Source organism: Paracoccus endophyticus, from assembly GCF_003286075.1.
Classification (GTDB): domain Bacteria; phylum Pseudomonadota; class Alphaproteobacteria; order Rhodobacterales; family Rhodobacteraceae; genus Paracoccus; species Paracoccus endophyticus.
This window is the reverse complement of the sequence record NZ_QLUV01000001.1, coordinates 193,243-215,804: the sequence shown is the minus strand read 5'-3', so window position 1 is coordinate 215,804 and position 22,562 is coordinate 193,243. Positions and strand designations below refer to the sequence as shown.

At 72.4% G+C, this 22,562-nt stretch carries 24 protein-coding genes and 1 tRNA gene; 17 read left to right on the top strand and 8 right to left on the bottom strand.

Translation table 11 applies throughout. The annotated features are described in order from the left end of the window. Window positions 1–16 precede the first annotated feature (16 nt). Genes DPQ23_RS01080 through DPQ23_RS01040 form a run of 9 tightly spaced genes read left to right on the top strand, consistent with a single transcriptional unit; the run spans window position 17 to window position 8,388 of the window. Window positions 17–586, top strand: a complete 570-nt coding sequence (locus tag DPQ23_RS01080; RefSeq protein WP_112872825.1) for a DUF2585 family protein — start codon at window positions 17–19, stop codon at window positions 584–586. Window positions 587–623: 37 nt separating this feature from the next. Continuing rightward, complete coding sequence (locus DPQ23_RS01075) at window positions 624–1,244, top strand: TetR/AcrR family transcriptional regulator (protein ID WP_112872824.1); 621 nt, start codon at window positions 624–626, stop codon at window positions 1,242–1,244. A 15-nt stretch (window positions 1,245–1,259) separates the two neighbouring features. Continuing rightward, the gene (gene fni, locus DPQ23_RS01070; protein ID WP_112872823.1) at window positions 1,260–2,336 is read left to right on the top strand and encodes a type 2 isopentenyl-diphosphate Delta-isomerase; all 1,077 of its coding nucleotides are present in this window, start codon (window positions 1,260–1,262) and stop codon (window positions 2,334–2,336) included. Window positions 2,337–2,376: 40 nt separating this feature from the next. Then, window positions 2,377–3,099, top strand: a complete 723-nt coding sequence (locus DPQ23_RS01065; protein ID WP_112872822.1) for a fatty acid desaturase — start codon at window positions 2,377–2,379, stop codon at window positions 3,097–3,099. Further along, window positions 3,096–3,623 carry a sterol desaturase family protein gene (locus DPQ23_RS01060; RefSeq protein ID WP_112872821.1) on the top strand — a complete coding sequence of 176 codons (528 nt, stop codon included), beginning with the start codon at window positions 3,096–3,098 and terminating at the stop codon, window positions 3,621–3,623. The genes DPQ23_RS01065 and DPQ23_RS01060 overlap by 4 nt, the downstream gene beginning before the upstream one ends. A 7-nt stretch (window positions 3,624–3,630) precedes the next feature. Beyond that, on the top strand, window positions 3,631–4,839 hold the full coding sequence (locus tag DPQ23_RS01055) for a glycosyltransferase (protein ID WP_112872820.1): 1,209 nt from the start codon (window positions 3,631–3,633) through the stop codon (window positions 4,837–4,839). Beyond that, on the top strand, window positions 4,836–5,990 hold the full coding sequence (gene crtY / locus DPQ23_RS01050; protein ID WP_112872819.1) for a lycopene beta-cyclase CrtY: 1,155 nt from the start codon (window positions 4,836–4,838) through the stop codon (window positions 5,988–5,990). Before DPQ23_RS01055 ends, crtY begins: the two co-directional genes overlap by 4 nt. Next, window positions 5,987–7,480 carry a phytoene desaturase gene (locus DPQ23_RS01045; RefSeq protein WP_112872818.1) on the top strand — a complete coding sequence of 498 codons (1,494 nt, stop codon included), beginning with the start codon at window positions 5,987–5,989 and terminating at the stop codon, window positions 7,478–7,480. Before crtY ends, DPQ23_RS01045 begins: the two co-directional genes overlap by 4 nt. Beyond that, window positions 7,477–8,388 carry a phytoene/squalene synthase family protein gene (locus DPQ23_RS01040; protein ID WP_112872817.1) on the top strand — a complete coding sequence of 304 codons (912 nt, stop codon included), beginning with the start codon at window positions 7,477–7,479 and terminating at the stop codon, window positions 8,386–8,388. Before DPQ23_RS01045 ends, DPQ23_RS01040 begins: the two co-directional genes overlap by 4 nt. On the opposite strand, the gene DPQ23_RS01035 is transcribed toward DPQ23_RS01040, so the two are convergent. Then, window positions 8,385–9,290, bottom strand: a complete 906-nt coding sequence (locus DPQ23_RS01035; protein ID WP_162630594.1) for a polyprenyl synthetase family protein — start codon at window positions 9,288–9,290, stop codon at window positions 8,385–8,387. The genes DPQ23_RS01040 and DPQ23_RS01035 overlap by 4 nt on opposite strands. Before the next feature lie 239 nt (window positions 9,291–9,529). Here DPQ23_RS01035 and DPQ23_RS01030 point away from each other — a divergent pair, with 239 nt between their 5' ends. Together DPQ23_RS01030 and DPQ23_RS01025 are read left to right on the top strand one after the other, a co-directional pair. Further along, window positions 9,530–10,531 carry a patatin-like phospholipase family protein gene (locus DPQ23_RS01030; RefSeq protein WP_162630593.1) on the top strand — a complete coding sequence of 334 codons (1,002 nt, stop codon included), beginning with the start codon at window positions 9,530–9,532 and terminating at the stop codon, window positions 10,529–10,531. Between the two features lie 250 nt (window positions 10,532–10,781). Next, on the top strand, window positions 10,782–11,663 hold the full coding sequence (locus DPQ23_RS01025; protein ID WP_112872815.1) for a manganese catalase: 882 nt from the start codon (window positions 10,782–10,784) through the stop codon (window positions 11,661–11,663). 116 nt (window positions 11,664–11,779) lie between these two features. Here the strand turns inward: DPQ23_RS01025 and DPQ23_RS01020 are convergent, their stop codons facing one another. The 3 genes from DPQ23_RS01020 to DPQ23_RS01010 form a co-directional block, all read right to left on the bottom strand. Beyond that, window positions 11,780–12,703, bottom strand: a complete 924-nt coding sequence (locus tag DPQ23_RS01020) for a DMT family transporter (RefSeq protein WP_162630592.1) — start codon at window positions 12,701–12,703, stop codon at window positions 11,780–11,782. Window positions 12,704–12,998: 295 nt separating this feature from the next. Beyond that, window positions 12,999–13,075, bottom strand: a tRNA-Arg gene (locus tag DPQ23_RS01015). An 83-nt stretch (window positions 13,076–13,158) separates the two neighbouring features. Further along, on the bottom strand, window positions 13,159–14,559 hold the full coding sequence (locus DPQ23_RS01010; RefSeq protein ID WP_112873291.1) for a sensor histidine kinase: 1,401 nt from the start codon (window positions 14,557–14,559) through the stop codon (window positions 13,159–13,161). Window positions 14,560–14,820: 261 nt separating this feature from the next. Here DPQ23_RS01010 and rpmH point away from each other — a divergent pair, with 261 nt between their 5' ends. The 5 genes from rpmH to DPQ23_RS00985 all read left to right on the top strand — a co-directional run bounded on the left by rpmH (window position 14,821) and on the right by DPQ23_RS00985 (window position 18,141). After that, complete coding sequence (gene rpmH / locus DPQ23_RS01005) at window positions 14,821–14,955, top strand: 50S ribosomal protein L34 (protein ID WP_073061402.1); 135 nt, start codon at window positions 14,821–14,823, stop codon at window positions 14,953–14,955. A gap of 35 nt (window positions 14,956–14,990) precedes the next feature. After that, complete coding sequence (gene rnpA, locus DPQ23_RS01000; RefSeq protein ID WP_112872813.1) at window positions 14,991–15,482, top strand: ribonuclease P protein component; 492 nt, start codon at window positions 14,991–14,993, stop codon at window positions 15,480–15,482. Next, window positions 15,479–15,721 carry a membrane protein insertion efficiency factor YidD gene (gene yidD / locus DPQ23_RS00995; RefSeq protein ID WP_112872812.1) on the top strand — a complete coding sequence of 81 codons (243 nt, stop codon included), beginning with the start codon at window positions 15,479–15,481 and terminating at the stop codon, window positions 15,719–15,721. Before rnpA ends, yidD begins: the two co-directional genes overlap by 4 nt. A gap of 130 nt (window positions 15,722–15,851) precedes the next feature. Then, window positions 15,852–16,766, top strand: coding sequence for a tRNA 2-thiocytidine(32) synthetase TtcA (ttcA, locus tag DPQ23_RS00990; protein WP_240602366.1), 915 nt, complete (start codon window positions 15,852–15,854; stop codon window positions 16,764–16,766). Between the two features lie 67 nt (window positions 16,767–16,833). After that, the gene (locus tag DPQ23_RS00985) at window positions 16,834–18,141 is read left to right on the top strand and encodes an EAL domain-containing protein (protein WP_112872811.1); all 1,308 of its coding nucleotides are present in this window, start codon (window positions 16,834–16,836) and stop codon (window positions 18,139–18,141) included. A gap of 110 nt (window positions 18,142–18,251) precedes the next feature. On the opposite strand, the gene DPQ23_RS00980 is transcribed toward DPQ23_RS00985, so the two are convergent. The 3 genes from DPQ23_RS00980 to DPQ23_RS00970 form a co-directional block, all read right to left on the bottom strand. After that, window positions 18,252–19,124: a carbon-nitrogen hydrolase family protein gene (locus DPQ23_RS00980; RefSeq protein ID WP_112872810.1), complete on the bottom strand. Its 873-nt coding sequence runs from the start codon at window positions 19,122–19,124 to the stop codon at window positions 18,252–18,254. Between the two features lie 201 nt (window positions 19,125–19,325). Beyond that, window positions 19,326–19,907 (bottom strand): GNAT family N-acetyltransferase, encoded by a 582-nt coding sequence (locus DPQ23_RS00975; RefSeq protein WP_170310745.1) that lies wholly within the window; start codon window positions 19,905–19,907, stop codon window positions 19,326–19,328. Continuing rightward, window positions 19,904–20,359 carry a ketosteroid isomerase-related protein gene (locus DPQ23_RS00970; protein WP_112872809.1) on the bottom strand — a complete coding sequence of 152 codons (456 nt, stop codon included), beginning with the start codon at window positions 20,357–20,359 and terminating at the stop codon, window positions 19,904–19,906. Before DPQ23_RS00970 ends, DPQ23_RS00975 begins: the two co-directional genes overlap by 4 nt. A 147-nt stretch (window positions 20,360–20,506) precedes the next feature. Between DPQ23_RS00970 and DPQ23_RS00965 the strand changes: the two genes are divergently transcribed. After that, window positions 20,507–21,880, top strand: coding sequence for a phosphohexomutase domain-containing protein (locus DPQ23_RS00965; RefSeq protein WP_112872808.1), 1,374 nt, complete (start codon window positions 20,507–20,509; stop codon window positions 21,878–21,880). A gap of 4 nt (window positions 21,881–21,884) precedes the next feature. Here the strand turns inward: DPQ23_RS00965 and DPQ23_RS00960 are convergent, their stop codons facing one another. Beyond that, window positions 21,885–22,559, bottom strand: a complete 675-nt coding sequence (locus DPQ23_RS00960; RefSeq protein ID WP_112872807.1) for an ABC transporter ATP-binding protein — start codon at window positions 22,557–22,559, stop codon at window positions 21,885–21,887. Window positions 22,560–22,562: the final 3 nt, after the last annotated feature.

The following is a 22,562-nucleotide window of genomic DNA, read 5'->3' as shown; positions in this document are numbered from 1 at the left end:
CGGCCGGGCGGGGCTGATGCCGTCACCATCCCTTGGCGTTCGGACCCTGCCGCCCGCCGCGCGGTCCGTGGCCGCGCTGTGCCTGGGGTTTGTGCTGGTCAATGGCCTGGTCGCGGCGTGGCTGGTCGTGCTGGGCCGCGACGCGCTGCCTGCGGCGGTGCCGCTGGAGTGGTGGAACGGCAGCCTGCTGTCGGCCCACAACTCGCAGCATGTGATGGATTTCTATTCGCCGCTTCACGCGGTCTCGGGTGCCGCGCTATACCTTGCGGCGACGGCGCTGCGGCCGCACTGGCCGCTGCACCGCCGGTTGCTGCTGGTGATCGCCTGCAGCGGCGTGTGGGAGATCGTCGAGAACACCCCGGCGGTCATCGCGCTGTTCAACGCCCCGCAAGGGCCCGCCGTCTATCGCGGGGACAGCATCGTGAATGCGCTGAGCGATTGCGCGTTCGTGCTGGGGGGCAGTCTTGCCGCGCACGGCTGTCCGCGCTGGCTCGTCATCACCGCCGGCGTGCTGGTCGAGATTGCGGGGGCGCTGGTGATCAGCGACGGTCTGGTCCTTGGCACCGCCAGGCTCGTGCTGCGCTGAGGGGCCGGCGCGCCGGGACAGACAGAGGAGACGGGCAGTGAGGACGAAGGGGGCGCGCAACGCACGCTTTGACCAGCGGCGGGCCGAGTTGCTCGACCGCATCAAGACGCGCCTGCTTCAGCCGGGTGCGATGCGCCCGACCCTGCGCGAACTGGCCTTGGCCGCGGATTGCAGCGTCTCGACCCTCAACCACTATTTCGGCAAGCGAAACGACATCGTGCTGGCCGTGTTCGAGCAATCGGGCGAGCGCGGGCAGGGCCAGTTCGAGGCGACCCGCGTGCCCGGCCCCGATTTCGCGACCTCGGTGCGTGATGCGGCGGCGCTGTCCTGGACCGTCCTGACCCGGCATGGCGTGGCCGGCGTTCTGGCGATGGGCATGGTCGAGGGGATACGCGACGACCTGCTGGGGCCTGCGTTCATCCAGACCATGTTCGAGCCGTTCGTGATCGCGCTGACCGAACGGCTGGACGCGCATGTCGCGCGCGGCGAGATGCGCGCCGTGGACACCCGCATGGCCGCGCTGGCGCTGGCCTCGCCGCTGCTGATGGGCGCCCTGCACCAGACGCAACTGGGGGGCGCCGCGCTCTACCCGCTCGACGGCGATGCCTTTCTTGACCATGTGGTGCAGGGGTTCGTGCGCGCGTATCGTGTGCACTAGGGCAACGGGGAACGCATGGACGGCATCGGCGAGCGGAAGTCCGAGCATCTGGCGATCGTCGCGGACGGGCGCGGCGTGCAGGGCACGCGCGGCACGGGGTTCGACGCTGTGCGCTTTGTCCACGACGCGCTGCCCGAACTGTCCTTTGACGCCATCGACACCGGCACCGTGTTCCTGGGGCGCGCGCTGTCGGCGCCGCTGATGGTGTCGGCGATGACCGGCGGCACGGCCGAGGCGGCGCGGATCAACCTGGCGATCGCCGAGGCCTGCGGCACGCTGGGGCTGGCGCTGGCCGTGGGATCGCAGCGCATCGCCATCGAGGGGCGGGGCGCGGGCGGGCTGGGGCGCGAACTGCGCGCGCGGGCCCCGAACGTGCCGATCCTGGGCAACCTGGGCGCGGTGCAGCTGAACCGCGGCATGGGGCCCGACGAGGCGCGGCGCGCGGTCGAGATGCTGGAGGCCGACGGCCTGATGCTGCACCTCAACCCCCTGCAAGAGGCGATCCAGCCCGGCGGCGACCGCGATTTTTCGGGCCTGCTGGCGCGGATCGAGGCGCTGGCCCGCGCCCTGCCGGTGCCCCTGGGCGTCAAGGAGGTGGGGGCGGGACTGTCCGCGGCGGTGGGACGGCGGCTGCTGGACGCAGGCGTGGTGATTCTGGACGTCGCGGGCGTCGGCGGCACAAGCTGGGCGCGGGTCGAGGCGGAACGCGGCGACGACCGGCTGCGGCAAATCGGCGCACCGTTCTTCGACTGGGGCATCCCGACCGCGCGGGCGGTCGCCGGCATGGCGCCGCTGATGGGGCCGGGCACGACGCTGATCGCCTCGGGCGGGGTGCGCCACGGGCTGGACGTGGCGCGCGCGATCCGCCTGGGCGCGGAACTGGCCGGGCAGGCGGCCGGCGCCCTGCCTGCCGCGCAAAGCGGGCCCGAGGCGCTGGCCGGGCATCTGGGCGGCGTGATCGAACAGCTTCGGATCGCGATGTTCTGCACCGGATCGGCCGACCTGACCGCCCTGCGTCGGGCGCCACTGGACGAGGGGGCAACCCTCGGCGAACCGGCGCCTCGTCTGGAAACCGCGGGCGCGATGACATAGATTGGAACAGGCGAAACACAGCGACCGAGGTAAGACCGGCATGCCCGAAGCGTTCCGCCGTCCCGGTGCCGGCACCCTGGCTGGCCTTGCGCTGTCCGTGGGCGTGATCGGCGCGTGGCTGGCCCTGCACGCCCTTGCGGTCTGGCGCCTGGACGCCGCCGCAGCACCCGGCCTGGCGCTGCTGTGCCTTGTCGGGCTGACCTGGCTGTCGGTCGGCCTGTTCATCGTGGCGCATGACGCCATGCACGGGGCCGTGGCGCCCGGCCATCCCCGCCTCAACAGGGCCATCGGGTCGCTGTCGCTGCTGCTCTATGCCGGCTTTTCCTGGCGCAAGCTGATCGTCAAGCACATGGCCCATCACCGGCACGCGGGCACCGACGACGACCCCGACTTTGGCCGGGGCGGGCCGGTGACCTGGTACGCGCAGTTCGTGCGCACCTATTTCGGCTGGCGCGAGTTCTGGGTGCTGGGCGGCGCGACCATCCTTTATGCGCTGATCCTGGGGCCGCGCTGGGCCTATGTGGCGTTCTGGGCGGTCCCCTCGATCCTCGCGTCCATGCAGCTGTTCGTCTTCGGCACCTGGCTGCCGCACCGGCCCGGCCAGGACGCATTCCCCGACCGCCACAACGCGCGGTCCACCCGTCTCAGCGATCCGCTGTCGCTGCTGACCTGCTTTCACTTCGGCGGCTATCACCACGAGCATCACCTGCACCCCTCGGTCCCTTGGTGGCGGCTGCCCTCGACCCGCCGGCGCCGGGCATGAGCGTCCTCGGCCCCCTGCTGATCGTCGTGCTGACCGTCGCGCTGATGGAGGGCGTGGCCTATTCCGTCCATCGCTGGATCATGCACGGCCCCCTGGGCTGGGGCTGGCACAAGTCGCACCACGAGGATCGCCACGGCCCGTTCGAGAAGAACGACCTGTACGCCGTGGTCTTTGCGGCCCTGTCGATCGTGCTGTTCGTGATCGGCAGCCGCTGGTGGCCGTGGATGTGGTGGGTCGCGGTGGGGATGAGCGTCTATGGCGTGATCTACTTCGTCGTCCACGACGGGCTGGTGCACCAGCGCTGGCCGTTCCGCTATGTGCCCCGCCGCGGCTATTTCCGCAGGCTGTATCAGGCGCACCGGCTGCATCACGCGGTCGAGGGGCGCGACGACTGCGTGTCCTTCGGCTTTGTCTATGCGCCGCCGGTGGACGACCTCAAGGCGCGGCTCAGGGCGTCGGGCGTGCTGGCAAAGCGGCAGTCGCAGCACCGCGACGCCTGGCGCGCCGACCGGGCCGAGGACTAGGCCGCCCATGGCCCGCATCGCGTTCTGCCTGCCCGCCCTGCCCAGCCACGCCGCCGTTCACGGGGTGCTGGCACGGATGCTGGCGGCGCGCGGACACGATTGCCGCATGCTGGGCGGCGAGGGGCTGAAGCCGCTGGCGGCGCACGAGCGGGTGGGCTTTGTCAGCCTGGGCACCCGCGATCCCGACCTGCGCGGGGCGGGGCTGATCCGCACGCTGCGCGCCACGGCAGCGGCGACGCGCGGCTTTGTCCGCCAGGGGCCGGACGCGCTGGGCCGCATGGCCCCCGATCTTGTCGTCGCCGATCAGGCCGAGCCGGGCGCAAGCCTTGCGGCCGAGGCGGCGGGCCTCCCCCGCGTGACGCTGGCCTCGGCCCTGCCGCTGGACCGGGACGAGGCGATCCCGCCGCCCTTCGTGGACTGGCCCTGGCTTGCCGGAGAGGAGGGCAGGCGGCGCAACCGCGGCGGCTGGCGCGTGGCCGACGCGCTGATGGTGCTGCAATCGCGGGCGCTGGCGCAGGGCTGCCGCGACCACCGCCTGGCCGTGCGGCAACGGATCGACGACTGGATCTCGCCCGACCTGGACCTGCGGCAGATGGTGTCCTCGCTGGATTTCCCCCATGCGCCCGGGCCGGGGGCGCGGGCGGTCGGGCCGCTGCGGGACGGCGCGCCGGGCGCATTCAGGCTGGATACCGGCGGCCGGCCGCTGGTCTTTGCCTCGCTGGGCACGTTGCAGGGCGGGCGGCGGCGCTTGCTGGCCGCCATCGCAGGGGCGGCGGACGACCTGAATGTCTGCCTGGCGCTGGCCCATTGCGGTGGGCTGACCCACGCCGAGGCAGCGGCGCTGCCCGGCCGCGCCATCATCCGCGATTTCTTCCCCCAGCGCGCGGTGCTTGCGCGGGCCGCCGCCTGCGTGACCCATGCCGGGATGAACACCGTGCTGGATTGCGCGGCCGCGCAGGTGCCGATGCTGGCGATCCCGCTGGCGTTCGAGCAGCCCGCCACCGCCGCGCGTCTGGCCTTTCATGGCGCGGCCCGCGTCCTGCCCCCGCGCCGCGCCACCCGCGCCGCGATCCGCGAGGCGCTGGCGGCGGTGCTGTCCGATCCCTCGTATCGCGCGGCGCTTGCCACCCCGGCCGCCGAGATCGCCGCGGCCGGCGGCGTCGCCCGCGCCGCCGACCTGGTCGAGGCGCGCCTGTCGCATCGGGCCGCCGCATGAGGCCCGACCTGATCCTTGCAGGCGCGGGCCTTGCCAACGCCCTGATTGCGCTGGCCGTGGCCGAGGCGCGGCCCGGCACGCGCATCCTGATGCTCGACCGCGCAGCCGGCCCGTCCGACGCGCACACCTGGTCCTTTCACGACCCCGACCTGCGGCTGGCCTGGCACCGCCGCCTTGCCCCGGCGATCCGCTGCCGCTGGGACGGGCAGGAGGTGCGCTTTCCCGACCACGCCCGCGCCTTGCGCGCGGGCTATGCCTCGGTCAGCGGCGCGGGGCTGGCACGGCTTCTCGCGGACACGCCCGGCGTCACCTTGCGCTGGAATGCCGCGATCACCGCGCTGGACGCGGGCAGCGCGACCCTTGGGGCCGAGCGGATCGAGGCCCCCTGTGTCATCGACGGGCGCGGCGCAGCGCCCTCGCGCCATCTCGTCACCGGCTACCAGAAGTTCGTCGGGCTGGAGTTCGAGATGGACGCCCCGCACGGCGTCACCCGCCCGCTGATCATGGACGCGACCGTGCCCCAGCAGGACGGCTATCGCTTCGTCTATCTGCTGCCCTTTTCCCCCACGCGCCTGCTGGTCGAGGACACCCGCTACAGCGACGGCGCGGCGCTGGACGAGGCGGCGCTGGCCCGCGCCATCGCCGGTTATGCTAGGGACAAGGGCTGGACCAGCCGCGAGGTTCGGCGCGAGCGGGGCGTCCTGCCCATCGCGCTGGCCCATGACGCCCGTGGCCTGTGGGCCGACGCGCGGGGCGGGGCCGTGCCCGTCGGACTGCGCGCGGGCCTGTTCCATCCCGTCACCGGCTATTCCCTGCCGGTCGCCGCGCGGGTGGCGGACGTGGTCGCCGCCACTGAGCCCACCACCGCCGCCGTCTTTGCCGCCGTGCGCGCGCATGCGCTGGCCCGCGCGGCGGACGACCGCTTCCTGCGCCTGCTGAACCGGATGCTGTTCCGCGGCTGCGCGCCCGGGGAACGCCACCGTGTCCTGTCCCGCTTCTATCGCCTGCCCGAGCCGCTGATCGAACGCTTCTATGCCGGGCGGCTGACGCCCCTCGACCGGCTGCGGATCGTCTCCGGCAAGCCGCCCATTCCCCTGCGCGACGCCTGGCCCTGCCTGCGCGAAGCGCCGCTGCTGAAGGACACCGCGTGACCTCTCCTCGCACCGCCATCGTCATCGGCGCGGGCTTCGGCGGGCTCGCGCTCGCCATTCGCCTGCAATCGGCGGGCCTTGCCACCACCCTGCTGGAAGGGCGCGACAAGCCCGGCGGGCGCGCCTATGTGTGGCGCGAGGAGGGCCATGTCTTCGACGCGGGCCCCACCGTCATCACCGACCCCGATGCGCTGCGCGAACTCTGGGCCCTGTCGGGGCAGGAGATGAGCCGCGACGTGACCCTGCTGCCGGTCAACCCGTTCTATCGCCTGCTCTGGCCCGACGGGAAACGCTTCGACTATGTCAACGACGGCGACGCGCTGGAACGCGAGATCGCGGCCTTCAACCCCGCCGACCTGGAGGGCTATCGCCGGTTCCACGACTATGCCGAAAAGGTTTATCAGGAAGGCTATGTCCGGCTGGGCACGGTTCCGTTCCTGAAACTGGGGCAGATGCTTCAGGCCGCGCCCGCGCTGGTCAGGCTGGAGGCCTATCGCTCGGTCCACGGCATCGTTGCGCGCTTCATCAAGGACCCGCATCTGCGGCAGGCGTTCTCGTTTCACACGCTGCTGGTGGGGGGCAACCCGTTTTCCACCAGTTCGATCTATGCGCTGATCCACGCGCTGGAACGGCGCGGCGGCGTGTGGTTCGCCAAGGGGGGCACCAATGCGCTGGTGTCGGGCATGGTCGCGCTGTTTGAACGCCTGGGCGGCACGCTGCGCCTGGACGCCAAGGTCGCGCGGATCGAGACGGACGGGTCGCGCGCGACTGGCGTGACGCTGGCCGACGGCACCCGCCTGACCGCCGACATGGTCGCCAGCAACGCGGACGTGATGCACAGCTATCGCGACCTGCTGGGCGGCACCCGGCGGGGCCGGGCCAAGGCCGCGCTGCTCAAGCGCCAGCGCTGGTCCATGTCGCTGTTCGTGATCCATTTCGGCCTGTCGCAGCGCCCCGAGGGGCTGGCCCACCACACGATCCTGTTCGGCCCCCGCTATCGCGCGCTGGTGAACGAGATCTTCCGCGGTCCGAAGCTGGCCGAGGACTTCTCGCTCTACCTTCATTCGCCCAGCGTCACCGACGACAGCCTCGCGCCGCCCGGCATGTCCACGCATTACGTGCTGGCGCCCGTGCCGCATCTGGGCCGCGCGGCGATCGACTGGGCGGCGGACGGCGAGGCCTATGCCGACCGCATCCTGGCCAGCCTGGAAGACCGGCTGATCCCCGGTTTGCGCGCCAACCTGCGGGTCAAGCGCATCTTCTCGCCGGCCGATTTCGCGTCGGAACTGAACGCCCATCACGGCAGCGCCTTTTCGGTGGAACCGATCCTGCGGCAATCCGCCTGGTTCCGCCCCCACAACCGCGACCGCAGCATCCGCAACTTCTACATCGTGGGCGCGGGCACCCATCCGGGCGCCGGCATCCCCGGCGTCGTGGGGTCGGCCAAGGCCACGGCCGGCGTGATGCTGGCCGACGCGGGCGCGGCATGACGGTGCCTGTCGCCGAATCGCAGGCCGCCATCGCGGCGGGCTCGCAAAGCTTTGCGGCGGCGGCCAAGCTGATGCCGGCGGGCATCCGCGAGGATACGGTGATGCTGTATGCCTGGTGCCGCCACGCCGATGACGTGGTGGACGGGCAGGAGCTTGGCAGCGCGCCCGCAGCGCAGGGCGACCCGGCCGAGCGGCTTGCGCGCCTCAAGGCCGAGACGCTGGAGGCGCTGCATGGGACCGGGCCGCTCAGCCCGCCCTTCGCCGCGCTGCGGGCCGTGGCGCGGCGGCACGATTTCCCCGACCGCTGGCCGCTGGACCTGATCGACGGGTTTGCGATGGACGTGGCGGGGCGGAATTACCGCACGCTGAACGACACGCTCGACTACAGCTATCACGTCGCGGGGGTCGTGGGTGTGATGATGGCCCGCGTCATGGGCGTGCGCGACCCAGGCGTGCTGGACCGGGCCTGCGACCTGGGTCTGGCGTTCCAGTTGACCAACATCGCCCGCGACGTGATCGACGACGCCCGGATCGGGCGCGTCTATCTGCCCGGCGACTGGCTGGAGGAGGCCGGGGCGACCGTCGAGGGCGACATCCCCTCGCCCGCGCTTTACGCCGTCATCCTGCGCCTGCTGGATGCGGCCGAGCCTTACTATGCCTCCGCCTTTGCCGGCCTGCCTGCGCTGCCCGCCCGCTGCGCCTGGTCGATCGCGGCGGCGGCGCGGATCTATCGCGCCATCGGCACCCGCATCCGCCGCGGCGGGCCGCAGGCCTATCGCCAGCGCATCGGCACCTCGGGCACGGCCAAGGCGGGGCTTGCGCTGCGGGGGCTGGCGGATGTGGGCCTTTCGCGCGCCAGGCCCCGCGCGGCCCCGCGCGACGGGCTGTGGACCCGGCCCCGCGCCTAGGCGGCGCGGCTGGCGCGGACCGGCAGGACCTGGGCGATGTGCCGCGACAGCGACAGGCTGTCAAAGCCGCAGCGGCCCAGCAGGGCCTCGACCTCGGCGCGCAGGCCGTCGTAATGCGCCTGCGCCTGCGGCAGGCTGCGCACGGCCAGAACGCCGCGCGCGGGTCCGCCCGCCTGCACGTCGCGGCCGGTGTCCTTGCCCAGCGCGCCCGCCTCGGCCTGCACGTCCAGCAGGTCGTCATAGGACTGGAACGCCCGGCCCAGCGTCCGGCTCAGCGCGGCCAGGGTCGCGCAGTCGTCTGCGCCCAGCCGCTGGATCACGCCCAGCATCTCGAACCCGGCGGTGAACAGCGCGCCGGTCTTCAGGTCCTGCTCGCGCTGGACGCCGGAGGCGTTCTTGGCCGCGTGCAGATCCAGGTCCTGGCCCGCACTCAGACCCGCGGGGCCCAGCGCCCCGGACAGGGCCGCGACCAGCCGGACGCGCGTTTCGGCATCCGCGCCGCGTGCCGTGGTCAACAGCCGCATCGCCTCGGTCACAAGGGCGATCCCGGCCAGGATCGCGCGCGATTCGCCGTGGACCACATGGGTCGCGGGCCGGCCCCGCCGTGCCTGCGCATCGTCCATGCAGGGCAGGTCGTCGAAGACGAGCGAGGCGGTGTGCACCAGTTCGACCGCGCAGGCCGCGTCGATCAGGGCGGGCGTCACGCCGCCCGTCGCCTCGCCCGCGATCAGCAGCACCATGGCGCGGAACCGCTTGCCCGGCGACAGCGCCGCCTCGGACATGGCGCGGCCCAGTGCCGGGGACGCCAGACCGAATCCGGCGGCGATGTCCGCCAGCCGCGCATCCACCACCAGGCGCCATCCCACGATGCCGGAGGCATTGCGACTGCCCTGTTCGTCCATCCGACCTCTACCGTTCTGCGATCTGACACTTGCACCAGAATATGTGGCATCCCGGGTGCGACGGAAAGCCTCAAGCGTTCCATCGCGCAAAGAACATGCAGGCCACCGCGGGGCTGCCGGCGCCCGACGCCCGGCGGCCCGGCCTCGGCACCGCACCGGCGCCATCCCGACCCGCCCGAATGAACCCGATCGCCCCTTGCGGGTTGCGCCCGTGCAGGATCAACACGCAAGGATCGACGATGGCACACCATCCCAGCCCGGACCATTGGGTCTGTCTTGCCGGCGGCAATGCCCTGGGATCATTCCACATGGGCGCCATCGAGGCGCTGGTGCGGGCGCGGGTGCCGGTCAGCCGCGTCGCGGGCGCGTCCATCGGCGCCGTGATGGCGGGCCTGTGGCTGGGGGGGCCGCCCGAGACGGCCCCTGACCGCATCGGCGCGTTCTGGCAGCGCGCGACGGACAGGTCGGCCCTGTCCGACCTGCGCGCGCTGCGGCAGGCCGCGGCCATGCGCGCCTTGCTGGGGGGGCGGCCGCGGCTGTTCGGCCCCACCCTGCCGGGACTGTGGGCCATGCACCCGCTGGCCCCCGACGACGACCACATCCATTCGACCGCACCGATGCGCCGCGCGCTGCTGGACCTGATCGACTTTGACCGGCTGAACGATGGCGGCACGCGGCTGATCGTCAACGCGCTGGACCAGCAGACGGCCGAGGACGTCGTCTTCGACAGCGCCGAGACCCGGCTGACCGTGGACCACCTGATGGCCACCACCGCCTTGCCCGTGCTGTTCCCCCCGGTCGAGATCGGCGGGCGGCTGCTGGTCGATCCGGGCCTGTCGGCCAACCTGCCCATCCGGGCGCTGTTCCGCGAGGCGCCGGCGCGCGACACGCTGTGCTGGGCGATCGACCTGTGGCCGCCCACCGCCCAGCGGGCGGTGTCGCCCGACACGGTGGCCCGCAGGTCGCAGGATCTGCTGTTCGCGGCCCAGGGCCGCCACGCGCTGGAACGGCTGGTCGAAACGCTGTCGCCTGCGTTGCAACAGGCCGGCGTGGCGGTCGCGGTGCATCACCTGGGCTATGACGGCGGCGACTGGGAAATCGGCGCCAAGGCGTTCGACTTTTCGCCCACGGCGATGAACCGGCGGTGCCGCGCGGGCGCGGCGGCGATGGAACAGACGCTGGCCCCGCCGGCCCCGGCCGGGCCGGGGCTGCACGTCATGCGCCACATGTTCTGCAGCTGACGGCGCGCAGGGCCGGACGGACGCCCGTGCGGGGCGATCCCCGCCCGCGGGGCGGTCGCTCGCGGACAAGGCCGGGCTGCGCCGCGGTGGGGCGTCCTTAACACATGTCAGCCGCCGCAACCCTGGCGCCCTGTGCGGGTTGGGTCGTCGTCACGGCCGCGCGGGACCTTGCACGCGCCGCGCTTTTTTGCGCGGCCGCACCCGCGCGTCCGCCGGCACATCCCGATCTGCAAGGCAAAGGAGCTTGCGCATGTTCTTCCGCACCAACCATCTGCAATTCGACGCACGGCCGGAACGGCCCGACCCGCTGTTTGCCAAGATGCTGCAAGAGCCTCTGGGCGGGCAGTGGGGCGAGATCAGCGTGATGATGACCTATCTGTTCCAGGGCTGGAACTGCCGCGGCCCCGCCAAATACAAGGACATGATCATGGACATCGGCACCGAGGAGATCGCCCATGTCGAGATGCTGGCCACCATGATCGCGCGCCTGCTGGAGAACTCGCCCGTCGAGGCGCAGGAGGATGCGGCCCGCAACAGCCTGGTCGGCGCGGTGATGGGCGGATCGCGCATCGAGGACGTGATCATGGCCGGCATGAACCCCCAGCACGCGATCGTGTCGGGATCGGGGGCGATGCCGGCCGACAGCGTGGGCTATCCGTGGAACGCGAAATACACCATCGCCAGCGGCAACCTGCTGGCCGATTTCCGCTTCAACGTGACGGCCGAAAGCCAGGGACGGCTGCAGGTGTCGCGCCTGTTCAACCTGACCAGCGATCCGGGCGTCAAGAGGATGCTGGCCTTCATGATCGCGCGCGACACCATGCACCAGAACCAGTGGCTGGCCGCCATCGAGGAGTTGCAGGCCGACGGGCTGGAAGAGACGCCATGCCCGTCGAACTTTCCGCAGTCGCTTGAGGATCAGCGCGTCAGCTATCAGTTCTGGAACTGCTCGGGCGGGACGGAAAGCAGCCAGGGGCGCTGGGCCGCCGGGACCACGCCGGACGGCAAGGGCGCGTTCGAGTATCTGGCCGACCCCCGCCCCCTGTCCGAGGATGTGGGCGCGCTGGGCCCGGTCGATCCGCGCCTTTACGGCACGCCCCCCATGCCGGTGCCCAAGACGGCCAGGGACTAGGCCGGGCCCCTTGCCTGCCGGCCGCCCAGCCCCTGGGCCGCCGTCGGCGCACCCGCGGCGGATCGGACCCGCCGCGGCCCCTCTGGCCGCGCCGATGCGCCCGGCGCCGGCGGGGATCATCGCCGGGCCGCGAACCTCGCCCAAAGCCAGGGCGGCGGGACCCGCGCGGTGACGACCGCAAGGCAGGACACGATCAGGCCGACGCCCAGCCACCCCGGCACGCTGAGCCGTTCGCCGACGATCAGAACGGCCAGCACCGCGGCCACCGCCGGCTCGATCAGCGACAGGGTGGTCGCCGTGCTTGCCGGAATGCGCGCAAGGCCGAAGCCGAAGCTGAGATAGCCCAGAAACATCGGCACCACCGCCATGTAGAGGCCCACCGCCGCATTGGTCCACGACAGCAGGAACGGCGCCCCGGTGGCCAGCAGCACGGGCAGCAGCAGCAGCCCGCCCACGCCGAAGGTCGCCCCCATCGCCACGTCGGACCGCACCCCGCGCAGCATGACCCGGCGCGCGGTCCAGGAATACAGCGCATAGGTGAACCCGCCCAGCAGCCCCAGAAGGATGCCCCGGGTCGCCGCGGGACCGGCCGCCCCGCCGGGCGGCGCGCCGCCTTGGGACGCCACCAGCAGCAGCAGGCCCGACAGGCCGATCAGCGCCCCCGCCACCCAGCGGGCGGACAGGCGCGACCGGTCGAACAGCACCTCGATCAACGCCGACAGCAGGGGGGCGGACCCGATCGTGACCACGGTGCCGATAGTGACGCCGGCCAGCCGCATCGCGCCATAGAACGCCAGCGGATACACGGCGACGGCCACCCCGCCCAGCAGGACCAGCCCACGCAACTGGGCCAGACGGGGCAGGCTGTCCCGGATGCCTCGGCCCGCCCACGCCGCCTGCATCAACCCGCCAAGGCCCATGGCGGCGGCCCCGATGGCGGCAGCCCCGACCGAGGGCGCGAACGTCGCCGCGGTGCCCGTGGTGCCCCAGACCAGCGCCGCGAACAGGACCGCAGCAACCCCCAGCCGATGGTCGCGCATCGGCGCGCTCATCGCGCGGCCCGCGGGTGCGTCGTGCCGGCCCGGGCCACGGCATCCGGTGCGAACGCCCCACGCCGTCCGTGGCGGGGCCGGGCCGGGATGGGGGCAGGCGGGTCGTGACGGGCGCTGTGCGTGGTCATGGTGGACCCTTCCGATGGTGTGCCAGGGCCGCCAACCTGCCGCGCCGTCCGCGCCGGGACAACGGGCCGGTGCCGCGCGCGACCGACATCCCGGCCCGCAACCGCCCGCCCGAGGGGCGGCGCCGGACAGGCAGCGCAAGGACAGGGGGAAGAGATGGCGGACCCGGAGCGATTCGAACGCCCGACCCCCAGATTCGTAGTCTGGTGCTCTATCCAGCTGAGCTACGGGTCCATCGTAGGGCGGCTAACTATCCAAGACGCCCCACGACCGCAAGGGGAAAAGTCGCGGTCCCGGCGAACGCCGCCGCCGCAGGATCAGGCGGCCATGCCGCGGGGCAGGTGGACCATGAACTCGGTCCCGTCGTCTCCGGTGCGGACCAGCTCCAGCCGGCCGTTGTGGGCGCGCACCAGGTCGGCGGCGATGGCCAGGCCCAGGCCAGTGCCGCCCTTGCGGATGCCGCCGGTGAACGGCTTGAACAGGTTGTCCAGCGCCTTCTGCGGCAGGCCGGGGCCGGTGTCGCCGACGCGCAGCCACCAGTGCGCCTCGTCCTCGCCGGCGCCGATCTCGATGGTGCCCGGCCGGCGGGTGGCCGCGATCGCCTGGCGGGCGTTGCGCGACAGGTTCGCCAGCACCCGGTACAGCTGGTCGCGGTCGGCGCGGATGGTCAGGCCGGCGGGAATGTCGGTGATGAACTCGACCCGCGCGTCGGAATCGGCGGCCTCGGCGGCCAGCTGCTCGGCCTCGATCACGTCGGCGACCAGCGGCGACAGGTGGAACAGCGACAGCGCGGGCGGCGCCTCCTCGGCCTTGCCGAAGGCCAGCGTCGTCTCGCACAGGTTCACGGCGCGGCTGATCGAGCCGACGAGCTTGGGCGCCGCGCGCCGCACCGCCGGATCGGCGCTGGATTCCAGCCGGTCGGCCAGGATCTGCCCCGTGGTCAGCATGTTGCGCAGGTCGTGGCTGATCTTGGCCACCGCCTGCCCCAGCTGGGCCAGCCGCTCGCGCTGTTTCAGCGAGGCGGTGACGGTGCGCTGCATGGCCGCCAGCGCGGTCTCGGCCGCCCGGACCTCGGCCATCGAGGCCGCGGGGCTGATGATGGTGCGCGCGTCGTCGGGGGCCGCGGCATAGGCGGTCATATGGCCGATGACGCGGCGGATCGGGCGCACGATCAGCCGCTGGGCGGCCAGGTTCAGCAGCAGCGCGGTCAGCACGGAAAACGCCGCCGACAGCGCCAGCAGCCGCAGCGCGAACTCGATCATGGCAGCGCGCATCGGGGCCGTGTCCATCGTGATCTCGATCAGCTGGCCCCCCTGGCGGACCGGCGCGCCGATCACCCGGATGATTTCGGGCGCAGGGTTGCGCAGCCGGTGCATGGTGTCGCGCACGGCCGTCCAGTAGCTTGCGTCGCGCAGGTCCACGGTCGCGGTGATCGGCCCCGGAAGGGGCGACGACAGCACCAGTTGCCGGATGTCGTCGCGGCGCAGCACGACGTTGAAGACGCCCGCGTTCTCCAGCAGCTCGCTTTCCAGCTCGGCCGCGATCGACTCGTCCGTCGCCAGCAGCGCAAGGCTGGCGATCTGCGCCCGTTCCAGCCGCGTTTCCAGATAGTCGCGGCGATAGTTCGTGACCGACGGCACGAGGATCAGCACCTCGGCCAACAGCACGAACACGACCGTCAGGAAAGCGAAGCGGCCAGAGAGGGTGTTGAAGTTCATGACGTCCCGTATCGCCGCACTGCCGCCCGCCGGGAAACGCGGCGGGCCGACCGGCTTGGTCTGTTCAAACAAACGTGAACAGGTGCCGGTTCCCTGCCACGATCCTGCGCGCGCCGATCTATGCGCGCCCTTCGATGCCGCCGCCCCCACGAGGCGGTTGACTCGGCCGGATCGTGCGCCTAATGGGCTGGCTTCGCATCACCGGCGCGTTTGCGGTGGGCTGTCTGCCCATACCCTGCGCGCACGTCACGGAGCAAGACGATGAAACGCACATTCCAGCCGTCGAACCTGGTTCGCGCGCGTCGGCACGGTTTCCGTGCCCGCATGGCCACCAAGGGCGGCCGCCGCGTCCTGAACGCCCGCCGGGCCAAGGGCCGCAAGGTTCTGTCGGCCTGATCCCGTCGGATCGGGTCGCAGTCCTGGCTGGCCCCATGGCCGGCACGTCGATCCTGCCGCAGACCGACCCGACCGGCCCCGACGCGGGCCCGGCCGGGTCTTTGTCGTTGCCGGCGGCCGCACCGCCGCGTGTCGCGCTGACCATCCTGCAAAAGCGGGCCGATTTCCTGCGCGCGGCCTCGGCCCGCCGGCAGGGCACGGCCGGTTTCCTGCTGCAGGCCCGCCCGCGCGCGCCGGGCGAGGCTGCGGGACCCGCCGCGCTGCGGGTGGGATTCACCTGTTCCAAGAAGCTGGGCAACGCCGTCGCGCGCAACCGCGCCAAGCGGCGCCTGAGGGCGCTGGCGCGCGAGATCCTGCCCCGCGCGGGCCGCCCCGGCTGGGATTATGTGCTGGTCGGCCGCCCCGAGGCCACGGCCAGCCGCGACTTCGCCGCCCTGCGCGAGGATCTGGCGCAGGCGCTGTCGCGGGTCCACGCCGACGACGCGACCCGCAGCCGTCCACCCGCAGCCCGGCGGGGGCGCGCATGACGCCCCTGGCGCGTATCGTGGCGCTGCCGGTCCGGGGCTATCGCCTTCTGCTCAGCCCCTGGATCGGGCACGGCTGCCGGTTCCAGCCCACCTGCTCGGCCTATGCGCTCGAGGCGCTGGAGCGTCACGGGGCGGTGCGCGGCACGGCGCTGATGCTGCGCCGGATCGGGCGCTGTCATCCCTGGGGCGGATCGGGCTATGACCCGGTGCCGCCCCGCGACAAGGCGAGCGGACGATGAGCCGCCGCCCCCGCCGGGTGGTGGCGGGCCTCGTCCTGACGCTGGCCGCCGCGGTGGCGCTGATCGCCCTGCTGGCGTTCGTCTTCCGCGCTACGGGGCTTGCGCCGTGACGCCTGCAAAGGACATCGAGATGCTGGACGATCCCGACGACGACGCCGCGACCGCAGAGATCCACCCGCTGTTCCGCGGCGCCCCGTCCTCGACCGAGTTTCGCAAGCTGCGCAAGCGCCTGGTGCGCGAGGTGCGCGCCGCGATCGACACCTATCACATGATCGCCCCCGGCGACCGCTGGCTGGTCTGCCTGTCGGGCGGCAAGGACAGCTATACGCTGCTGGCCGTGCTGCACGAGCTGAAATGGCGCGGGCTGCTGCCGGTCGATCTGCTCGCCTGCAACCTCGACCAGGGCCAGCCGGGCTTTCCGGCGACGGTGCTGCCCGCGTTCCTGACCGACCGCGGGGTGCCGCACCGGATCGACTATCAGGACACCTATTCCATCGTGAAGGCCAAGGTCCCCGAGGGGCGCACCTATTGCAGCCTGTGTTCCCGCCTGCGGCGCGGCAACCTGTACCGCATCGCGCGCGAGGAAGGCTGCCGCGCGGTGGTTCTTGGCCATCACCGCGACGACATCCTGGAAACCTTTTTCATGAACCTGTTCCACGGCGGCCGGCTGGCGACCATGCCGCCCAAGCTGGTGAACGAGGACGGCGACCTGACCGTGCTGCGCCCGCTGGCCTTTGTCGCCGAGGCCGACTGCGACCGCTTTGCCCGCGCGATGGCCTATCCGGTGATTCCCTGCGACCTGTGCGGCAGCCAGGAAGGCCTGCAACGGATGCAGGTGAAGAAGCTGCTGGACGAGTGGGAGGCCCGCAGCCCCGGCCGGCGTCAGGTGATGTTCCGGGCGCTGACCAATGTGCGCCCCTCGCACCTGCCTGACCCGGCGCTGTTCGATTTCGCGGCGCTCGCCACGACGCCGGCGGATGGGGGAACGGGCAATGGCGAAACGGGCAATGGCGAAACGGCGGGGGCCATCCCCATTCTGCGCTGAGGCCTTAACCGAACGAAAAGGGAATGCTGCTAGGACGCCCTGACGAGAACGGGATTCGGGGGCGATCATGGGCGGGTTTCTGGGGCTGCTGGCGGCGTGGGCGCCGGGCGTGCGGGGCGGGGACCGGAACCGTCTGGCGCTGGTCCTGCGGATCGAGAACCGGGCGGCGCTGTCGCGCTGCCTGGGCCCGGTGGCGGTGGCGGGAGTGCTGGCGCAGATCGCCGCGCGGCTTGCGGCCGACTTCCGGCTGGCGCCCACCCTTCAATCGGACAACGGCGGGCATCTGTGCGCCCTGCTGTCGCCGCGCCAGTGCCGGCACGCCGTCCGGCAGGCGGCAAGGGTCCGGGCGCTGTGCGGCGCGGGCTTCGGCCTGCCCGTGCTGCCGGTCGCGCCGGTGATCGCGGCGGTGCTGGTCCGCGGCCCGGCCCATGTCGGCCCGGCCGCGCTGTTCGACTGCGGCCGCCGCCATCTGGCCGGCGCCGCGCCCGACGGGGCGGTGCCCCTGATCGACTGGATCGCGCCGGTCCTGGCCGGACGCGCCGCCCCCGCGCAGCCGCAACCCGGCCGGCTGGCGCCGCCGCAACCGGCCGCGCCGCAAAGGCCGCTGGACCCCGCGGGGGTCGAGGTGCGGTTCCAGCCGCAGCTTTGCTGTCACACCGGCGCCGTCACGGGGTTCGAGGCGTCGGCCCACCTGCGCCACCCGCTGCGCGGGCTGCTCAACCCCGCCGACGCGCGGCCCGCGCTGACCTCGTCCGACCGGCTGGCCCTGGCCGGCGCGGTGCTGGCCCAGGGGCTGGGCGCGCTGCGGCACTGGGACCGCGCCGGTCACGACGTCGGCACGGTCTCGCTGGATCTGGCGCAGGCCGAACTGTGCCAGCCGCGCCTGGCCGAAACCCTGCTGTGGGAGCTGGACCGGCAGGAGGTCGCGCCCTCGCGCCTGGTGATCGCGCTGCAGCAGACGGCCGGCACGCTGGAGGGCGCGGGTCCTGTCGCGGCCAACCTGCACCGCCTGACCGAGGCCGGATGCCGCCTTGACCTGGACGGCTTTGGCACGGGCCACGCCAGCCTTCAGGCGATCCGCCGCCTGCGCGTGCGGCGGGTCAAGATCGACAGCAGCTTTCTGCTGGGGTGCGACCACGACCCGGGGCAGCAGCGGATGATCCTGGCGATCCTGGCGCTGGCCGACCACCTTGGGCTGGACACGCTGGCCTGCGGTGCCGACACCGGACCCGAGCACGCCTTTGCCGCACAGATCGGTTGCAGCCATGTCCAGGGCCTTGCGATCGCCCCGCCCTTGCCGCTGGAGCGGACGGACGCGTTCCTGACCCGCCGCCGCGCCGTGGCCGAGGACCTGCCGCGCCTGCGCCGCGCCTGACCCCCGCGCCGCGCCTGATCCCGCGCCGCGCCTGACCCCGCGCCGCGCCTGATTCCCACTCGGCGCCGCGCGCCGGCCGCTTCCGTGCACCGGCTGCGGGCGGGGTCGCGTCAGGCGTCGTTTACTGGGACGCCCGCGCTTTCGGGCCAATGGGCGAACGGCAGCACCCGGCCCGCGCGGCGGCTTTCGGCCACGCGGTCCAGATCGACCGTGGCCTTGACCCAGCCGGGCGCGTCCATGTCGCCCTGGGCAAGGATGCCGCTGTCAGGCCAAAGCCCATCCGGCGGCGCATAGATCGCGGCGCGGCCGCGGTTCTCGTCAATGGCGGGGTTCCAGTCGCAGGGCCCGACCGTGGGCGCCTGAACGACCACGCACTGGTTTTCCAGGGCCCGCGCCATCGCCCCGATCCGCACGCGATGAAAGCCCGCGACGGTGTCGGTGCAGCTGGGCACCAGCAGGATCTCGGCCCCCGCCTCGGCCAGGGCGCGGCCCAGCAGGGGAAACTCGCTGTCATAGCAGATCACCACCCCCAGCCGGCCGACCGGGGTGTCGAACAGCCGCAGCCCCTCGCCCCGCGCGATGTCCCAGTCCTCGCGCTCGAACCGTGTCATGACCTGCTTGTCCTGGTGCCCGATCCGGCCCTGCGGGCCGAACAGCACGGCGCGGTTCACCGGCCGCGCGCCCTGGAAGGCCGGCCCCGAGGCCGCGAGGATGTGGCACCCGTGCCGCGCCGCCAGTTCGGCGTGCAGGCCGTCGCGGGCCGCGCCCTGCCGCGCAACCTCGTGCAGCGAGGCCTGCAGGTCGCCCGCGATCACGCGGCCGCCGAGCGACGCCAGCTCCATGGCGCCGTATTCGGGAAACACCAGCAGGTCGCAGTCGCCCGCGTCCGCGACCCAGGCGGTGATCTTGGCGGCATAGGCGGCCCAGTCGTCGAGCCAGTCGAACGGATAGGCGGCGGCGGCGATGCGGACGATGCGGGTCATGGCAGGGGCCTTTCAGAGCGGGTGCGGACGGGTGGCACGCAGCACGGGCGGGGCACGCAGGGGCACGGGGCGGGCAGGGAACCGGGCAGGGGACGCAGTGCACGGGCAGGGGCGCAGGGGTTGGCAGGCGCATGAATGGGCGACCACGCCGGCAGGGGGCCGCGGACCCGCGCGGCGTCTGCGCCCGCGCGTCATCGCCCGCTACAGCGCCTTGATCCAGAATTGCATCGCCTTTTCGCTTTCCGCCGCATCCCCCCGGTCGCGCCAGCTGAACCGGGCCACTGCGCCCGGCAGGGGGGCATAGCCGCGCCGCAGCCAGAACTCGTCCAGCGGGCGGTAATCGGGGGGCCGCGCCGGGTGGTCGTCGGGACGGATCACCGCGCAAAAGGCCGACCAGCGCCGGCCCAGCCTGCGGGCATGATGCTCGCGCCCGTCAAAGAACGCGTGCCCCAGGCCCCGGCCACGCCAGTCCGGCAGCAGCACCGATTCGGCGCAATAGAAGATATCCTGCAGCCGCTCGGGCCGGTCCTCGAACGCGACGGCAAAGGCGGCGGCGTGGTGCTCCATCGGGGCGCCGGTCGCGGCCCCCACCATGCGGTCGCCGTCATAGGCCGCGATCACCACGGCGCCCGGTTCCTGATAGGCGCGCAGATAGTCCCGCTCGTACGCGGCGTCGCCGTCATAGAGATAGGGCCAGTCCCGGAACACCGCCATCCGCAGCCGCGCCAGGTCGTCCAGCGCCGCGGCCACGTCCGGGCCGGTCAGGGTGCGGATCAGGCTCATGAGACCTGCCGCATCCAGTCGGCCAGATTGTAATAGGTCGTCACCCGCGCGATCCGCCCGTCGCGCAGCGCAAAGAACGCCCCCGCCGGCAGGACATAGCGCTGGCCCCGCGCCTCGGGCAGGCCGGGGTCGGTCCGCAGGTATTCGCCGTTCACCACGAACTCGGCGGCGGCGCGGGTGCCGTCCTCGCTGGTCAGGACGACGATGTCGGTCAGCGTCTCGCGATAGCTGGCGGCCATATGCGCGCCAAAGGCGGCAAAGCGGTCCTTGCCGCGCCGGATCTCGCCCTCGTTGACGTGATGCTCGAGGTCGTCGTGGACCAGCGCCAGCATCGCGGCGCTGTCGCCGCGGTTGAACGCGTCGTAATAGGCGGCGATCAGCGCGCGGCTTTCGGCGGCGGTTGCGCCGGCGCCGTTGACGGGCGGCTGGACGGGGGCTTGGGCGGGGGTCATGGCGGCGGCTCCGGTCTGTGAACGGCCCGGTCTAGCGCAGGGTCGCGCGGCCGTCAGCCCCATCCGGCCGCCCACCCGCCGAAGGGCTGAGGCTTGCGGCCCGCGCCGCGGCGCGGCAAGCCTGTCGGGCAGCAAGCCGGGGGCATCATGAGCGCGCGCGAGATCACCTGTTTCAAGGCCTACGACATCCGCGGGCGGCTGGGGTCCGAACTGGACGAGGACGTGGCCTGGCGCGTCGGCCGCGCCTTTGCGGCGCGTCCCGGCGCGGCGCGCGTGGTGGTGGGCCGCGACGGGCGCGCGAGCTCCCCGGCTCTGGCCGCCGCCCTGATCCGGGGCCTGACCGAGGGCGGGGCCGAGGTGCTGGACCTGGGCGTTGCGGGCACCGAGGAGATGTATTTCGCCACCGCCCACCACCGCACGGGCGGCGGGATCGAGGTCACCGCCTCGCACAATCCCATCGACTACAACGGGATGAAGCTGGTGGGACCCGGCGCGGCGCCGCTGGACCCCGACAGCGACCTTGCGGCGCTGGCGGCCCTGGCGCGATCGGGGGCATTTCCCCCCGCCGCCGCGCCGGGGCGTGTCATCGACGCGCGCGCCACCCGCGCCGCCTATGCCGCGGCGGTGTGCGATTTCGTGGACGCGGGGCGGCTTGCGCCGCTGCACATCCTGGTCAATGCCGGCAACGGCGTCGCGGGCCCGGGCTTCGACGCCATCGCGGACGCGCTGGCCCGGCGCGGCGCGCCTTTGCGGTTCACCCGGCTGCACCACCAGCCCGACCCCGCGTTTCCCAATGGCATCCCCAACCCGCTGCTGCCCGAGAACCAGCCTGTGACCGCGGACGCGGTGCGGGCGGCGGGCGCGGACATGGGCGTGGCCTGGGACGGCGACTTCGACCGCTGCTTTCTGTTCGACGCGGGCGGCCGGTTCATCCCCGGCGAATATGTGGTGGGCCTGCTGGCGGCGGCGTTCCTGGCGCGCGAACCGGGCGGGCGCATCGTTCACGACCCGCGCGTCGTGCTGAACACCCGCGACGTGATCGCGGCCGCGGGCGGGCAGGCGGTGCAGTCAAGGACCGGCCACGCCTTCGTCAAGCAGACCATGCGCGCGGCGGATGCCGTCTATGGCGGCGAGATGTCGGCCCATCACTATTTCCGTGACTTCGCCTTTGCCGACAGCGGCATGATCCCGTGGCTGGTCGTCACGGCGCTGATGTCGGCGGCGGGGCAGCCGCTGGCTGCGCTGGTGGGCGACCGCATGGCGCGCTTTCCCTCGTCGGGAGAGATCAACTTTCGCCTGGACGACCCCGATGCGGCGCTGGCCCGCGTGATCGCCCGCTTCGCGCCCGGGGCGCTGGGGCGCGACGACACCGACGGGATCAGCCTGGAATACCCCGGATGGCGGTTCAACCTGCGCCGCTCAAACACTGAACCAGTGGTGCGGCTGAACGTCGAAAGCCGCGGCGACGCGGCGCTGGTCGCGGACAAGGTGGCCGAGATTTCCGGCCTGCTGACCGGCTGAGCGGTCAGTCCCCGACCGTGTCGGGCACGCCCATGACATATTCATGATAGGCGATCGCCTCGTCCACGCTGTCGAAGACGTAAAGATGGGCCCGGTCCAGCACCGCGCCCATCGTGCACAGCCGCCGGATCATCGGCATGGAATGGCTGACCACGATTGCCGAGGAGGCCGCCATGCGGTCCGCAAAGACGCGCTGCGACTTCTCGCGGAACTCGGAGTCGCCGACGCTGGTCACCTCGTCCACCAGATAGGTGTCGAAGCGGATGCCCATGCTGCATCCCATCGCCAGCCGCGATCGCATCCCCGACGAATAGGTGCCGAACGGCGCGTGAAACCGCGGCCCCAGGTCGGCGAAATCGGCGACGTAATCGACCAGTTCGTCGCTGTCCACGCCATAGACCCGGGCGACGAAACGCACGTTCTGCGACCCGCTGAGGTCGGGGTGAAAGCTGCCCGCAAAGCCCACGGGCCACGAGATCGTGCCATCCGACCGGATGCGCCCCGAGGTGGGCAGCGTCGTTCCCGCGATCATCCGCAGCAGCGTGGACTTGCCCGCGCCGTTGCGGCCCAGCAGCCCGACCGACGCGCCGGTCGGAAAGACGGCGTTCAGCCGGTCGGCCACGACGCTGCGCTGCCCGCGGGTGCGATAGATCTTGGTCAGGTTCTCCAGCTGGATCATGCC